The sequence below is a fragment of the Leucothrix arctica genome (genome assembly GCF_003172895.1).
Lineage (GTDB): Bacteria > Pseudomonadota > Gammaproteobacteria > Thiotrichales > Thiotrichaceae > Leucothrix > Leucothrix arctica.
Window position 1 is genome coordinate 412,504 of sequence record NZ_QGKL01000042.1, and the last position, 15,950, is coordinate 428,453.

The following is a 15,950-nucleotide window of genomic DNA, read 5'->3' on the forward strand; positions in this document are numbered from 1 at the left end:
GCTAACTTTCTTTTTTTGGTACATCAATACTCATTAAATTCGCGCATTCTGGTGCAATATCTTTCCACGCGTCAATTTCCAGCTCAAGCTGAATTAATGCACAGGTAGGTATCGGTGCAGCCTTTTGTTTACTGAGTGTATTGACCAAACCTGACATTCCAGGATTGTGCCCAACCAGCAATAAACAATCGATATCGTCACTGGTTTCTTGCAGCAAATACATTAATGTAAAAATATTTGCCTCATATATCCTTTTTTCTGAACCTATTTCACTTTCAGTGATACCTATTTGTACTGCCACAATTTTTGCAGTACTTAAGGCCCTGTTCGCAGGACTGCTAATAATAGCTTGAGGGTAGTTATTCTTAGCAGCGAGTACATTAGCAATTTGTGGCGCTTGTATTGCTCCTCGTACATTTAATGGTCGCTCAAAATCACTTAACTTACGGTCATTCCAATCTGATTTGGCATGCCTAAGTAAGTAAAGAGTTTTAATATTTGATGATTTAGTAGTCATGTATCCAACTAGGTTCATTCGATTACTTTCAATATATCACTAATAACCATGACGAGGAAAAGCTGATAACTTTGGATAGATGAGATAATAGAATGCAAACTGACCGCGAACAAAAAAGATTAATTAACTGCACAAAAATTAACGAGATTACAGGGTGCCTAATTTGGACTCGCCAAGTATCGATTGATGGTCACGGAAGGACTATGGTCAAAGACGCTAATGGTAATACATCTCTAGATAGTGCTCACCGAGCAAGTTATATGGCTTTTTATGGTGATGTACCTAAAGGCAAAAAAGTACGCCAAGGCTGTGGTAACTCTTTATGTATAAATCCAGAGCACCTTGAGTTGATCGTAGATAAGTAAGTATTTACTTAAAAACCGAAAATTCTAGATTAAGATTGAATATCAATCAAATAAGTCGTGCACTGACTCTTTTGTTTACCGATATTTAACCTTTAGTACAGATAAAATAAACTATACTAGTTAAGTAGATTAGATGAAGACCAACTCACTCCTCCTTAAAACTAGTTAGTTTGAGTGATTCATTCGCGCCCATGTAATAACTAGATTGTTGTTATTCCGGCGCGTTTTTTACTTTTTGCGCCATCCCTTCCAAACGCCAGTCATCCGCACAGTCACTCCCTTAATCAATGCCCTAGGTTACTTCTTCGTCAGCCTAACAAATAATGGATCTCATTATAAATCTGTGTATAAACGCGGAGAGACAATGAGAAACAAATTATTAGTACTGAGCTCACTTTTAGGCTTACTTTTTTGCTACGGCAACGCCTCAACTGCAGAATTTTGTGATGACCAGTACTACGTCAGTCAAAGCTTACCTAATGGCGCTACTTGGGATATGTGTTGGACACAAGATGATAAGCAAGGTATCCGCTATCACCATGTGTTTTATCAACCTAAAGATGAGACGCGCCGCATGGTGCTTTACGATGCATCAATCGCTCAAATCCATGTGCCTTACGATGATAATGGTGCCCGTTACCATGACGTCTCTGATTTTGGATTAGGTGCTGACAATCTAGTTGCACTACAACAAGCCGAATGTAGTAATGGCCAACTTGGCTATTACAATTCTAAAGCGGCTATCTGTCAGCAGGTTATAAACGGCGGGGCTGCTTACCGTAGCGGCACAAGTACAAAACAACAGTCTTATTTGAAGCTATTTAGCATTTCAGATGTTGGGGAGTATTTATATTCATCCTCTTGGAAATTCTATGGTGATGGACGAATTATTCCTTCAATCGAAGCCACTGGGTCATTGCAGCGTTTTGGTGGTTTAGATAAAGAACAGCACGGTTGGTTAATGTCTAATAATTCTGAAGGATCAGTTGGCTTAGCGCATATGCACAACTTTTTCTGGCGTTTAGACTTTGATCTAGATGGTACTGGTAATTCTAGCTCTATTGATACCAACGACACTGTTCAAGAAATTAATTACAGTGACTACGCCGGTAAGCGATATCGCGAGTTAACTACGTTTACACAAGAACAAGCTCGCTCAGTAAACCCTACTAGCATGCGTTCTTGGTTAGTTAAAGACAGTAATACCACCAACAGTAAAGGCCACAACATTGCTTATGAAGTACGACTAAATCAAGCAGGCCAGCGTGAAATTGGTCCAACATTCGAGCCTTTCACCAATAACGACTTCTTTGTAAGTAAAGCTAAAAGCTGTGAGCGTATTGCATCTCATAATCAACGCGTCTTTGCTGACTGTAGTACTAACAATCTAAATGAGTTTGTCGATGGAGAGTCTATTCAAGGGCAAGATATTGTTGCCTGGGTTGGAGTCTCTTTCTACCACATGCCACGCTCAGAAGATGCTCCATACATGGACTCACACGAGTCAACCTTTGAAATCATTCCACGAGGCTGGCATACGTCAAATCCAATGTTAGATGAAGCTCCTACGACACAACTACGCCTTAGTGCATCTGAAGATCGCGCTACGACAGATAATAAAAGCTCTATATTAATCAATGTTCTTGCAAATGATACAGGGAGCAACATCACTTTTAACACACTTGATGATCCAGCTAACGGTACAGCACGTATAGTAGGTAACCAAGTTGAATACACACCCGATACTGGCTTTGTTGGTATAGATAGTTTTTGGTACTCGATTAAAGACTCAACAGGTACACCGTTTGGCACCAAGATTTATGTCACGGTTACAGAGCCTGAGGTAACAACGTCTAGCGTAAGTAGTGGTAGCGGTGGTGGTAGCTTAAGTGGATCATTTATTTTCTTGTTATGTCTACTTGGTTCTTACAAATGGTTTAGTCGTAAATATAAACACTAGTTAGTGCTGTGCGTTTACTGAGAAGTGAATATAATGGCCTATAAATTTATTGGCTCATCCCATATTTCACTAACTCAGAAATAGAAAGGAAATATTCTATGAACGCACGTAAGGCTTTTGTTCTAATTGCCATAGCCAGCACTGTTTTAACGCTTTTACTAAGCCTTATATCAGTCTCTTTTCTTTGGTTGTTTATAATTATCGGGCCACTAGTGTTACTGGGTTTGTACGATATTAAGCAAACAAGGAAAGCAGTTTTACGCCTTTATCCTGTTGTTGGGCATATCCGTTATTTGCTGGAGTCTATACGTCCTGAGATTCAGCAGTATTTTATTGAGTCAGATATTGGTGGTCGTCCGATTAGTCGAGAATTTCGCTCACTAATCTATCAGCGTTCAAAAGGTGAGCTAGATACACGCCCATTTGGAACACTGTTTGATACTTACGGTGACGGATACGAATGGATGACCCATTCAATTTCACCTTCTCATATCGAAGACAAAAACCTTCGAGTAAAGTTTGGTGGGCCAGACTGTAAGCAACCTTATAATGCTTCATTATTAAATATCTCTGCAATGAGTTTCGGTGCACTTAGTCAGACTGCAATACAATCGCTTAGTAGTGGTGCTAACAAAGGTGGATTTTTTCACAATACAGGCGAGGGTGGTGTTAGTCCGTATCATTTAGCTGGTGGTGGTGATCTTGTTTGGCAAGTTGGTACAGGTTACTTTGGTTGTCGTAATGCCGAAGGCAACTTTGATCCAGAGATATTTAGAGAAACAGCTATAACTGACCCAATTAAAATGATTGAGATCAAGCTTTCTCAAGGTGCGAAACCAGGTCATGGCGGTATCTTACCAGCAGCTAAGCTGACAGAAGAAATTGCGGCCATTCGTAAAGTGTCAATGGGTCAAGATGTACTATCACCCTCTGGTCACTCTGCATTTTCTGATCCAAAAGGTCTTCTGGGATTTGTTAAGCAACTGCGTGAGTTATCAGGTGGAAAACCAGTTGGATTTAAGCTTTGTATTGGCCGTAAGAGCGAATTCTTGGCAATCTGTAAAGCAATGGTAGAAACAGGCATCACTCCTGACTTTATCACTGTTGATGGTGGTGAAGGCGGTACCGGAGCATCACCCGTTGAGTTGACAAACTCAGTAGGTACGCCAATGCGTGAAGGTCTAAACCTTGTTCATTCTGCTTTGATCGGTTTTGGTCTGCGAGACAAGATACGCTTGATTGCTGCAGGTAAAATCTTCTCAGCTTTCCACATGGTTAGAGCAATGGCACTGGGTGCTGACACGGTTAATGCAGCAAGAGGCATGATGCTTTCACTGGGTTGCATACAATCTCGTAGCTGTAACAACGACCATTGCCCAACGGGTATTGCAACACAGAATCCAGATCGTTATCTAGCACTAGATGTGACAGATAAATCTGTGCGTGTTGCACGCTATCAAGGCTCAATGATTCATAACGTCGCTGAATTAATGGAAACAGCTGGTTTGCACCATGTTGATGACATTACACCAGATCGTGTTATGAAGCGTATCAGTACTGAAAAAGTGACTAGTCTAGCGGATCTTTATCCGGTACTTGAGAAGGGTTGCTTGCTGGATGACAGCACAATCCCGGCAGATTGGGCAAATGACTTTGTGTTAGCTAACGCGTCAAAATGGTGATCTAGATAGTTGAATTAAACATTCTAGTTTAGCGATAATGCCCTAACTATCTTGAAAAGTAGTTAGGGCATTTTTACATCTTACTTAGCCAATGCTGCAATTACCGCATCACCCATTTCAGCAGTTCCAACTTTCGTTGTTCCTTCTTCATAGATATCAGCCGTACGTAAACCGTTAGCCAACACTGTCTGAACAGCAGCTTCAATACGATCAGCAAGCTCACCTTGGTCTAAGCTGTAACGCAACATCATCGCCGCAGACAAAATAGTCGCTAATGGATTAGCAATATTTTGACCCGCAATATCAGGTGCTGAACCATGGCTTGGCTCATACAAACCTTGCTTAGACGCATTTAAAGAGGCTGACGGCAACATACCGATAGAGCCTGTTAGCATCGATGCCTGATCTGACAAGATATCACCAAACATGTTTGTCGTAACCATCACGTCAAACTGCTTAGGCTTCATGACTAACTGCATTGCTGCATTATCAACGTACATGTGACTTAGCTCAACTTCAGGGTATTCTTTAGCAATACGCTCCATCACTTCGCGCCAAAGCTCTGACGCTTCTAGAACGTTAGCCTTGTCTACAGAGCAAAGACGCTTGTCACGCTTCATAGCAATATCAAAAGCAACACGACCGATACGCTCGATCTCACTTTCTTTATAAACTAGCGTGTTATAACCAAAGCGCTCGCCATCTTCATTAGTCTCGATACCTCGTGGCTGACCGAAGTAGATACCACCTGTTAGCTCACGAACGATCATAATATCTAGTCCCGACACTATTTCAGGCTTAAGACTTGATGCATTAGCCAGCTCTTTATAAAGCACAGCAGGACGCAAGTTACCAAATAGCTCAAGATGGCTACGTATACCAAGCAAGCCACGTTCTGGGCGAAGAGGGCGATCAAGGTTGTCATACTGTGGACCACCAACAGCACCTAACAAAATAGCGTCAGACGCTTTTGCTAGTTTTTGTGTTGATTCTGGGTAAGGCGAGCCTTCTGCGTCATAAGCACTTCCACCAAGCTTAGCAAATTGCAGCTCCATATCTAGACTGCCTTCAGCTTTCAAGGCATTTAGCACTTTGACTGCTTCACCGATAATTTCTGGACCGATACCGTCGCCGGGCAAGATAAGAATATTGTGGCTCATGACTGTTTTCCATTAGTTTGAAAATTATTCAGGCATGATAAGTAGAGTACATGTATAAATCAAATTCATTGTTTTCATTTAATTCATTCCTTACAGTTTTACATCAACCAAGTCTCAACTAACCAATGCATTAGATCGACATTTGTTTAATCCTATGGATCCTATAATCATCTGCGGCGACTTATTTTTTTGCTTTTGCAGCATCTCTGAAATTTCAGCTGGCGTGATCGGCTTATTGAAAAGATAACCTTGGGCGTATTCACAATTACGCTTAGCTAAGTAATCTAACTGAGCACTACTTTCAACACCTTCAGCAACTATTTCAAGTCCCAATGCTTGAGCCATAGCAATAATGGCATTCACTAACTCACGGTTAGCTGAGCTGACGGTAATATCTTTTACAAAACTGCGGTCAATCTTCAAAACATCAAAGGAATACCTACGCAAATAACTTAGTGATGAGTAACCAGTACCAAAGTCATCCATCGCTAGCCTTATCCCGAGCTTACTCAACGACTTGAGCGCATCATCAATAAAGCTGTGACCACTCATTAATACACCTTCAGTGATTTCAAGCTCTATTGTATTTGCTGCAACACCGCTGACGTTTAGCTTTTCTTCGATGAAGCTTATGAGATTAGGATCACGAAATTGGCGTGGTGATAAGTTAATGGCTATTCGGAACGAACTGTTGTAGTCCTTTTGCCATAACGCTAATTGACGTAATGACTCCGCTAAAACAAACTGACTCAGGGGTATTATTAAGCCGGTATGTTCAGCAATAGGAATAAACTCTTCGGGGCAAACATTACCAAGAACATCACACTCCCACCTAATTAATGCTTCAACCCCAATGACTTTTCCTGTGCGAATTTCAACTTGAGGCTGATAAACAAGTCTGAACTCATTACGCTCCAGCGCATTATGCATTTGCTCTTCAAGAGCGAGCTCACGAGATACCTCAAGGTTCATCGACTCTGTAAAGAAGGTATAAGTATTACGTCCACCTTCCTTGGAGCTATACATTGCGGAGTCGGCGTTACGTAACAATTCTGAAGCACTAGAACCGTCTTCTGGATAGGTTGAAAGACCCACACTTGTGGTCAGTATCAACTCACGACCATCAATTTCAAATGGTTTTCTAAACTGCTGAACAATCTTCTCTACAGTAGGAACGACGCTCTCGCTTGTTTTAAGATCATAAAGTATCACAATAAATTCATCGCCACCCAAACGACCCACCGTTCCACTACTGCCAACAACGCCTTTTAAACGTTTTCCCGCTTCAATGAGAAGCTTATCACCCGCTTCATGGCCGAGTGTGTCATTAATCTTTTTGAAACCATCTAAATCAAGGAATAGTACTGAGAGCATTTCATCGTCTTTTTGCGCCTTCTTAATTCCTTTTCTAAGAGAGTCTAGCGCCAAGAAACGGTTTGGTAAATCAGTTAATGCATCGTAATGTGCCTTATGCAGAATTTCGCTCTCAGCCTGCATACGCTCGGTTATATCCGTAATTGCAAAAATCTTTACAGATTCGTTGGATAAATTTAGCCTAGCTACATTGGATTCTATATAAAATTGCTCACCATTTTTTTTCTGTGCAAGTAATGGCCCTCTATCAATCTCTGATAAATCCTCAGTATTATCTACAAGCTCACCAAAGCTTTGTTTTAGTTTTTTCGCTTTAGGTTCTGCTGCGAGCATGTCCATTGGCTTGCCAATAGTTTCACTATTGTTATAACCATAAATTTCTTCTGCTGATTTATTAAAGAGCACAATTTTACCGCTATCATTTATAGCAATGATAGCGGTAGGAATTAAGTTTAGCAGCGTATAGTAGCGCTCTTTACTCTCAGTCAGCTCCGTAATTGTTTTATTAAGAGTATCTTGCTGCTCTTCATTTTTATCCAGTGATCGTTTAAAAGTAGTAACAACATTGTATAGCTGACTCATATTGTTATTACCTGCTACTACTGGCTCAGGTAGTTCGATGTCTTGCTCACCTTCAGATAATCCAATCAATGACTTATTAACGAGGTTAATTTCTGCAGACATTCTCTGGGAAAAGAATAGGGCAGACACAATCATTATCGCTAACAATATGGATGAAATAATAGTGAGTGAGGACTTGTCATAAAGAGAGTTTTCCACAGCTTCCGACTGCACCGTCAGATTTTTAATATAGAACTCTGACAACACCATGAATAAATCATTTAGTTGAAGCAACACAGAGTTGGCACTGTGCATTTCTCTATCTGCAAGATCAGGCCTCACTGTAGAGAGTTCAATAGCGTTAATACTTTGTTCTCGGTAGTTATTAAATATTAGTTTTATCTGTTCAAAAACGTCAGTATTGTTAATTATTTTATAAGACTCACCCAGCGTTAGATTTAGCTGCTCTTCTAAAACATGTAATTCATCTAGAATAACTCTCCCTTCAAGGTAAATTTTCTCTTCGTCTGGTGCAATTTTGGCCGAAGCTAAGAGAGTCTCTAATTTTCCATGATTATTAGACAGCATAATAACACTGCGGCTAATTTCACCCACTTGAGGTAAGTTTGATTGATTCAACCCCTTAAGAATATCTGTGTGTCCTTGGATGATTGAGTTACTACTGTAAAAAATGATCATGGTGAGGACCACACCAATAAATGGTGCTATCAGAAAACGGCTGCGTAAAGAAAGTGAGTCAAAGAACTTCATGACTCATGACCCTCCCTAATTGTTTTCCATTATTCATCACACCACTCGTCTGGCTTGACCATACCCTTAAATACGATCTTCCCGTCCTGTTTTTTAAACACTGCCATAACCCCTTCAGGCTTTGGCCAAATACCTAACCCATCCTTTAAGTTAGCGGTATGCCCTACAAACACCACATTCTTAACCATATTTTTTGTATCCAACATCATAGAGACCAGATCCTCTCCGAGCTTCTTTGCTTCAGCTTTATTTTTGCTGATAGAAAATTGTAAGTTGGGCTCTATCTCAAATTCACCAAAAGCGATTTTCGCCGTATCTTTGGTGCGACAATAAGGGCTTGAAGTGACATGACCAATTGGAATTTTTAGCTCTTGAATACTGTCCCCAATTTTTTTAACTTCGGCACGACCTTTATCAGAAAGGTTTCTTTGGTTACTACAATCATCAAAAGAATCTCGGCTCTTATCCTTTTGAGAAATATCAGTTTCACCGTGACGCATATAAATTATGTGTCCGCCTGACTGTAGCGCTTTGATCAGCTCGGGAGCTGATAGAACCTCTGAAGGTACAGATGAAACAACGACACATGTTGGAATCAATAATAAACCCGCAATAAGGGCCTTTAAAGTATGTGCTAATGAGTTAGTCATTGTGATTACCTGTGGTCAAATTTTACAATTAATCTTTATGCTTCTAGTCCATCACTGGGTATTTTGAAGACGTTAGGCTGGCCATATACATTTCAGTCGTAGCATTCTTATGAGGAATAATTGATACACAAACCCTGATTAGGGAGTATTGAGTAAATTACTGAATAATGAGCAGTGTAAATCATTGAACTATAGTGACTTTGTAGCCTTAGCCAAACGGATCTGTATCGATCAAAAATTCACTACTTCTTATATTATTTAACTTCAAGTCTCTCATTAGAGATTTGAATATAGGCTTAACATGGTGTTTAAATGAATAAAAGAAGCCAGTAACTATGAGCTGGAACTTAATAATGTTTACTAATTAAACACAGCGCTCATTATTGTCTATTTATTACACTGGAAAATTATCGATCCTAATCCAGTACCCCTGACGCCTTATATATATATAAGTTACATTGGTTTATTTGCACAGAATTTGAAGAGTCTTTATAGTGAGTAGATGGCCTTCTTTTAATCATATGAACGTCACCCGTCGCAAGAGCTTATACCTTTGTAATAATAAGAGAATTGTAATGAAAAACACTGTAATTTTAGCTTTATCACTACTTGGTATTGTACTTAGCGGCTGTGCAGTAAAGTCAGATCTCACAGAAAGCAGCAGCTTCCTTGAAATTGCAGGTGATAAGTATCGTAAAACGGGTGCTATTAATACCGATATTCTGTTCGCTGGCGTAAAGCGAAGCAAAGGATTTAATGAGGATACATTTGACCCTAAGTTTTTGCCTGTACTGGAGCAAGACATCAGCGCAAGACAAGTCACTGAAGCCTTCAATGAGCAAACGGGAAAAGCAGCGCTAGAAGCAGCCACAAAAGCGGGGATAGGCCGTATTTTTGGAGGTAACACGACGAGCGAGTCAAAAGTTGCAGGGAAATACTCTGTTTTCACGCTATTTAATGTCCACAAATTTGTATCAGAACTAAACTCAGATAAGAACAAAAATAATATTAGACTGCTTTCTCGTTATGACAGTCCCAGGATTATCACGAGTGTGGCCATCGTATTTAGCCGCGGAACCACTAGAAACGCCAGCATAGCGGGCAATGCTAGCTTGCAAATTGATAGCACAGGAAGTGATACTTCTGAGTTAACGGTCAAAGCAGGTGCATCTGGAAGAACATCATCCAGCCTATCTAACGGAACGGTGTTTGCTTACCAATACTCAAGCATTTGCTGGGAAAAACGTGACGGTGAAATCAAGGTAGCAACTATCGAAGTTGATCGCCCAGGAATAGGGTTAGGGCAAAGCTGCCCTTCTGGCACACAGGACAGAGTATCTAACTTGTAGCAACAACGGTTCAAGCACCTTAGTGCCACGATCTAGGCAACAATAAAAAAGGCAGAGGATAAACTCTGCCTTTTTTATTGTTACATCAGTGATTAAAAACTATTTTCTTAGTTTCACTCATGTAGTGACGCCATTAACGTACCATTTTTTCTGGTGCTAATACTTCCTCAAGCTGTGCTTTAGTGAGAAGCTCTTGCTCAAGCACCAAGTCATAAACACTTCGACCATACTCCAAGGCTTCCTTAGCAAGCGCAGTGCATATTTCATAACCTAGTAGTGGATTGAGTGCCGTCACAATCCCGATGGAGTTTTTAACGTTTGCAGCACATACGGCTTCATTAGCAGTAATTCCAGCAATACAGCGACTACCGAGCGTATCCATTCCGCGTTTAAGAATTTCGATAGACTCAAACAAGCTCTCAACCATGACCGGCTCCATAACATTAAGTTCGAGCTGTCCTGCTTCGGCACCTAGCGTGATGGTCAAGTCATTACCGATTACCTTAAAGGCAATTTGATTAACCACTTCAGGGATAACAGGATTTACTTTACCGGGCATGATAGAAGAGCCAGGTTGCATCGGTGGTAAGTTAATTTCATTGAACCCTGCGCGAGGACCAGAAGATAGTAAGCGTAAGTCATTACAGATTTTGGAAAGTTTGACTGCTAACTGCTTGAGGGCTGATGAGTACATTACCAGTGGACCTGTATCGTGAGTGGCTTCAACCAGGTCGTCTGCCAAAACAATATCGCGGCCTGTGATTTTACTTAGGTGTTGTACTACGCGATCACGGTAGCGAGGGTCGGCATTTAACCCTGTGCCAATCGCAGTCCCACCCATATTCACGGTCAGAAATGACTGGCTGCTAGTTTTGAGGCGTTTAATCTCATTGCGCAGGCTGGTGGCGTAAGCATTGAAGCTTTGACCCAGCGTCATCGGGACTGCATCTTGCAACTGGGTACGGCCCATTTTTAACACATCAGAAAACTCAAAGGTCTTAAAATCAATGATGTCGATCAGTTTGTGAACTTCTGCTAACAGCTTGTCGTTGGCATCCATCAGTGCAACTTTCATCGCAGTAGGATAGGCGTCGTTGGTGGACTGAGAGAAGTTGATGTGGTTGTTTGGGTGGCAATATTTATACTCACCGCGCTTATGGCCTAGTATTTCAAGGCTGCGATTAGCGATTACTTCGTTGGCATTCATGTTGGTGGATGTACCGGCTCCACCTTGTAGCATGTCGACGATAAAATGGTTATGTAACATGCCCATTCCGATTTCATCGCATGACTGACAAATCGCACCAATAATATTATCGGGTATATGTCCCAAATCATGATTAGCCATAGCTGCCGCTTTTTTAACTTTAGCTAAACCCTTAATGAAGTCGGGATAGAAGTTAAGGGTGATGCCGCTAATGTTAAAGTTTTCTAAGGCTCGAAGCGTTTGAATGCCATAGTAAGCAGTCGCAGGAACCTCTTTATCGCCTAGTAAGTCATGCTCAAGTCGTCTACCTCGCGCTCGGTACAGCGCAGATATATTTTTATAACGGCTGTTCGCATGCTCCATTCTGCGAATAATGATTTGTGACACTGTAGAGGAAATTTTCAGTGCTAGATCACCCCGTTGACTGAGTAGCTCATGAAAGTCTTCACGCTCAAATCGATACAATACACCGTCCGATAATAGTCGCGCACAAACACCTTGCCTATGTGCATCCGCAATCAGCATCGTTTCCCCAATAAATTCATACTGCGAAAACACGGTAAGGCTTCTTTCTGTTTCATCCTGGTCATCAAACAGTTGAATACTACCAGATGCAATGACATATAGCGCATCGGTAAGGTCTTCAGTACGAAATAGAAGATCTCCGGCTTGAAGGTTTTGACATTGAGCATGCTGTGCAAACAGTTCGAGATCTTGCTCTTTGATTCCTTGAAATAGCTCAACTTCACTTAAGAAATCAGTGACGGATTTTGTAATCATTTTTACATATTCCTTTCAGTAGGAAGAATAGGGGTTCTGTATGCATGACACATGCGATAGTTATCTATAGTAGCTAAAGGATATATAGCAAGGGATATGCCAAAAACAGAACTCGAAGAAATACAGTGAGTTATATTTTCTGCCAATATAAAGACTCTTTTCGTTGCACCAAAAGAGCCAAGAAAGGGCAGGTACAGCGCTTATTAAATGCACTAAACTGATTTTTCTTAAGGCTAATTGGCAGAGTTAATTGCAGGAATTAACGCTTTTATTGACAGCCATCTAACGAGTTTTCCTAAGTATTACGGCAACTCTTGAGCGCTAAGCCCATATTGCCTACAATGGTAAAATTTCTTTAATCTAGGTCACTCAAATGAACGACGCTACATCAAAACCAGAATTACCAGATCGCCTTGCAGGCAATGCTCGCAGCCCATTTCACGTTGCAGAGATTTTTGAGCATGAAATTGGTATTCGCCTTAACGGTAAAGAGCGTAGCGATGTTGAAGAATATTGCATCAGTGAAGGCTGGGTAAAAGTTGCATCAGCAAACGCACTAGACCGCAGAGGACAACCACTTTTGATGACTATGAAAGGAACTGTTGAAGCTTATTATAAGTAAACTGCTCTAATAAAATAGTTTAGTAAAATCGATTTCAAAATACGGCTAGTAGCGATGGATAATCATCTGCCACTAGCCGTACTTGTAAACCATTCACACAGTGATGAGATATCCTTGAATCTTTAATTCAATAACAGTCTTAGCTTCGGTAGCATCTTTCAAGTATCGGATTTGCGGCAATTCTAGACCCTCACGAATACAGCAACCCACCACAAGATGCTCACGTCCCTCCGGTAACGCCCAATCTAAGTGAACAACATCTTTGCTAGCGTCCGACTCAATCGCACGATCAGGAATACTTAGCTCACCTTCGTAGCCATGCTCCAATGTTGCCGGCACACCCGAATGACTCACCAAGCTACACTTGTACGGCTTAATACGTTGAGCTGAGTCGCTCAGTACAACAGAGTCATCACTTAAGGTAGTGTCAAGTGGGCTATGCAGTCGCCAGTTCAACGCTTTCGCTTCAGTCAGTAAAATAAAGTCCACAATAATCAGACCATAATTTTCTAGCAACACAAACGTTCGATGAAAACGCTCCACTGGCTCAGCATAAGTGTCACTCAAGTCCAATGTGATAACGTGATAATCAGTCTCAGTCCGTCTATCCACTATACGAGCAATAGCACTCTGATCATCAAGTGTCTGACCTTGTCCGCCCACTAACGGCAAGTTATGAGCAATCGTATGACGCGTCCACTCACTATGGTGCTTACTACCAAAACGATAACCGTAGCTACCCGTTGGCACCAAAATATCGACATCATTATCAAAGAATCCAATATTTCCCTGATCACCATGACGATGCGAGCTATTTCCAAATGGACTAGCACGATAGTAAAGCGCCATTTGCTGCTGTGTTAACTTCCCAAGCCCAGCATGATAATAATAATGATTTAGCGCCTGTAGCTCAGTCAGCTTCTTTTCATCTGCTTTTTTAGACTGTACTGCTTGATTAAACTCAATTTGTTTAATCGTTGGTATGACATCCAGCAAGTGTAAGCGGTAGTCCGTTATTGAACTTTCAAGCGCCTGTGACTGCTGATAATCAACTTGATCACCAAACCTTACCGCATAAATACGCAATGGATTTTGAGAGAAAAACCCTGGCCATTCCTTGCCATCTCTTCGACACCAAAAACCATCGCCAAACGGATGAATATCTTGCTCTGGCGCAATAAAGTCACGCGCAAAGGTTAAGAAGTTTTGGTAAAACGGGTGCTCATAAAACGAGAAGTCAGAAAGACGTTCGACACTCAAAAAGAACGGGTGATACCACTTACTGTAAGTAGATGCATAAAACGGGCCTTCAACCCAACTGCCATCAATACCCCCGTAAAACGGCAAGATACCTCTGTAGATCGTCAACGCTTCCGATAGCCACTTTTCACACTCTTCACGGTCATGCTCACGATATAATGCTAGCCCGGCAAGACCAAGGTAAGCAGGTAGTCGAGAAGTGTGCGAGTGACCCGGATATTGAATAAATTCATCCTGCTCAAGACGCTCTGAAATTTGTCGAGCAATACGGATTAACATCGGTCGAATAAACAGACCTTTTTCGTTTTCGTTAAGTAACGGACTTAACCAGTGATAAGCTAAAAATAGGTTGCGCGCTAAAGAGCAACCCACTTCGTCTCCCCATGTACAAGGGCGCAGCAGTGACGCAGGGCCTTCCATACTCCATTCTGCAAATTGCAATAACCTTTCGACGGCTTCAAGCCCATGTACTTCCTCACCCCAAACTCTGTAGAGCAGGGCATGTGTCATTAAGTCACGATCTATCCATAACCTAGCGTTAGCAATCGCTTCACGCTTACCTTCTTCCTGACCACGCTGATAGTGCTTAGGGTAGGTAATCTGTGACATCGGAACAGACAGCGTCGCAGTGTGTTTAAGTTTGGGATAAATGTCGGCAGACTGTTTTTTAACAGCGTCAATATCTTCATCGAAGTACATCAACCATTGTTCACGCCCATCACATTGTTCAAACAACTCTTTAGTAGTGGGGGCAATGTAACTCGACAGCGCTTCAGTAATCTCAAACTCAACCCACTCAGAGACTTGCTCAGGCTCATCCCCCGAAGCTGTCACTAATCGCCATTGGTATTGTCCCAGAGGAAGCTCAAACGACAATTGCATGGGTGAGTTAACTTTTTGCCAATCACAGCTGTAACCATTTGAAATATTCTTTAGTTCAAGGTTGTATTGCTGGGACTCAATATTTTCAGGCCAGTTAAAGCTCGGCGGATTGACGGCTGCTGGATACTCAGGACTAGGAGATAGATGAACTTGGAAGTCATGTGTTCTCGACAGATTAAGCATCTTTTTCCTCTCTATTAAACCAATTGTACTTACCCGTTTCAGGGTCAATACTGCCAATGATTTTAGCCGGTGTACCTGCCGCTATTCCGTAAGCAGGAACATCTTTAGTCACGACTGAGTTGGCACAAATAAGTGCGCATTTACCGATAGTGCAGCCGGGGGTAATCGTTACGCCACCCGTTAACCAAACACCATCTTCTATCACAACCTTGCCAGCAGCTTCGTCGCTACGGCCACTGAAGTCATCTTTAATAGGGTTGTAAACATGATTTGAACCAACAATATTGGCGTGCGGACCGATTAAGACATTCTCCCCAATCTCTATATTGCCGTTTACATAACTGTATAGACCAACATAGGTTTTTTTGCCTATTTGGTTTCCTTTAATTCGAACGATAGCACCGGGTGCTATTCTTACATCTTCATTGGTTTGACCGAGAATCTCGGCACGTTTTGTGTCGTCTTCATAGTTGTTGCTCTGGTTGCAATAGAGTGTGAACTTACGAAATTCATCATCACTTAACTCACCGCCATGCTTCTTTTGTACTGACATAAGTTGTCTCCATTACCACTGTTAAACGTTTAAAAATCAAAGATAAAAAATGGGCTTACTCAAACGAGCAAACC

General features: G+C 41.5%; 12 protein-coding genes. 5 read left to right on the top strand and 7 right to left on the bottom strand.

Annotated elements, in window-relative coordinates:
• Position 1 precedes the first annotated feature (1 nt).
• Positions 2-517: a SixA phosphatase family protein gene (locus tag DKT75_RS19015; RefSeq protein ID WP_158278922.1), complete on the bottom strand. Its 516-nt coding sequence runs from the start codon at positions 515-517 to the stop codon at positions 2-4.
• A 92-nt stretch (positions 518-609) separates the two neighbouring features.
• Here DKT75_RS19015 and DKT75_RS19020 point away from each other — a divergent pair, with 92 nt between their 5' ends.
• The 3 genes from DKT75_RS19020 to DKT75_RS19030 all read left to right on the top strand — a co-directional run bounded on the left by DKT75_RS19020 (position 610) and on the right by DKT75_RS19030 (position 4,524).
• Positions 610-882, top strand: a complete 273-nt coding sequence (locus DKT75_RS19020; protein WP_109825780.1) for an HNH endonuclease — start codon at positions 610-612, stop codon at positions 880-882.
• Between the two features lie 364 nt (positions 883-1,246).
• Positions 1,247-2,842, top strand: coding sequence for a copper amine oxidase (locus DKT75_RS19025; protein WP_109825782.1), 1,596 nt, complete (start codon positions 1,247-1,249; stop codon positions 2,840-2,842).
• A gap of 98 nt (positions 2,843-2,940) precedes the next feature.
• Complete coding sequence (locus tag DKT75_RS19030; protein ID WP_109825784.1) at positions 2,941-4,524, top strand: FMN-binding glutamate synthase family protein; 1,584 nt, start codon at positions 2,941-2,943, stop codon at positions 4,522-4,524.
• Between the two features lie 80 nt (positions 4,525-4,604).
• Here DKT75_RS19030 and leuB read toward each other — a convergent pair whose 3' ends face one another.
• The 3 genes from leuB to DKT75_RS19045 all read right to left on the bottom strand — a co-directional run bounded on the left by leuB (position 4,605) and on the right by DKT75_RS19045 (position 9,040).
• A complete protein-coding gene (gene leuB / locus DKT75_RS19035) occupies positions 4,605-5,684 on the bottom strand; it encodes a 3-isopropylmalate dehydrogenase (RefSeq protein WP_109825786.1) in 1,080 nt (359 codons plus the stop codon).
• A 114-nt stretch (positions 5,685-5,798) separates the two neighbouring features.
• On the bottom strand, positions 5,799-8,390 hold the full coding sequence (locus DKT75_RS19040; RefSeq protein ID WP_109825788.1) for a sensor domain-containing protein: 2,592 nt from the start codon (positions 8,388-8,390) through the stop codon (positions 5,799-5,801).
• A gap of 29 nt (positions 8,391-8,419) precedes the next feature.
• A complete protein-coding gene (locus DKT75_RS19045) occupies positions 8,420-9,040 on the bottom strand; it encodes a histidine phosphatase family protein (protein WP_109825790.1) in 621 nt (206 codons plus the stop codon).
• A gap of 575 nt (positions 9,041-9,615) precedes the next feature.
• On the opposite strand from DKT75_RS19045, the gene DKT75_RS19050 reads away from it, so the two are divergent.
• The gene (locus DKT75_RS19050; RefSeq protein ID WP_109825792.1) at positions 9,616-10,389 is read left to right on the top strand and encodes a hypothetical protein; all 774 of its coding nucleotides are present in this window, start codon (positions 9,616-9,618) and stop codon (positions 10,387-10,389) included.
• Positions 10,390-10,522: 133 nt separating this feature from the next.
• On the opposite strand, the gene aspA is transcribed toward DKT75_RS19050, so the two are convergent.
• The gene (aspA, locus tag DKT75_RS19055) at positions 10,523-12,376 is read right to left on the bottom strand and encodes an aspartate ammonia-lyase (protein ID WP_109825794.1); all 1,854 of its coding nucleotides are present in this window, start codon (positions 12,374-12,376) and stop codon (positions 10,523-10,525) included.
• 373 nt (positions 12,377-12,749) lie between these two features.
• Between aspA and DKT75_RS19060 the strand changes: the two genes are divergently transcribed.
• Positions 12,750-12,998: a DUF3297 family protein gene (locus DKT75_RS19060; RefSeq protein WP_109825796.1), complete on the top strand. Its 249-nt coding sequence runs from the start codon at positions 12,750-12,752 to the stop codon at positions 12,996-12,998.
• A 93-nt stretch (positions 12,999-13,091) separates the two neighbouring features.
• On the opposite strand, the gene DKT75_RS19065 is transcribed toward DKT75_RS19060, so the two are convergent.
• Both DKT75_RS19065 and DKT75_RS19070 read right to left on the bottom strand, forming a co-directional pair.
• A complete protein-coding gene (locus DKT75_RS19065) occupies positions 13,092-15,323 on the bottom strand; it encodes a heparinase II/III domain-containing protein (RefSeq protein ID WP_109825798.1) in 2,232 nt (743 codons plus the stop codon).
• Complete coding sequence (locus tag DKT75_RS19070; RefSeq protein WP_109825800.1) at positions 15,316-15,876, bottom strand: acyltransferase; 561 nt, start codon at positions 15,874-15,876, stop codon at positions 15,316-15,318. The genes DKT75_RS19065 and DKT75_RS19070 overlap by 8 nt, the downstream gene beginning before the upstream one ends.
• Between the last annotated feature and the right edge of the window lie 74 nt (positions 15,877-15,950).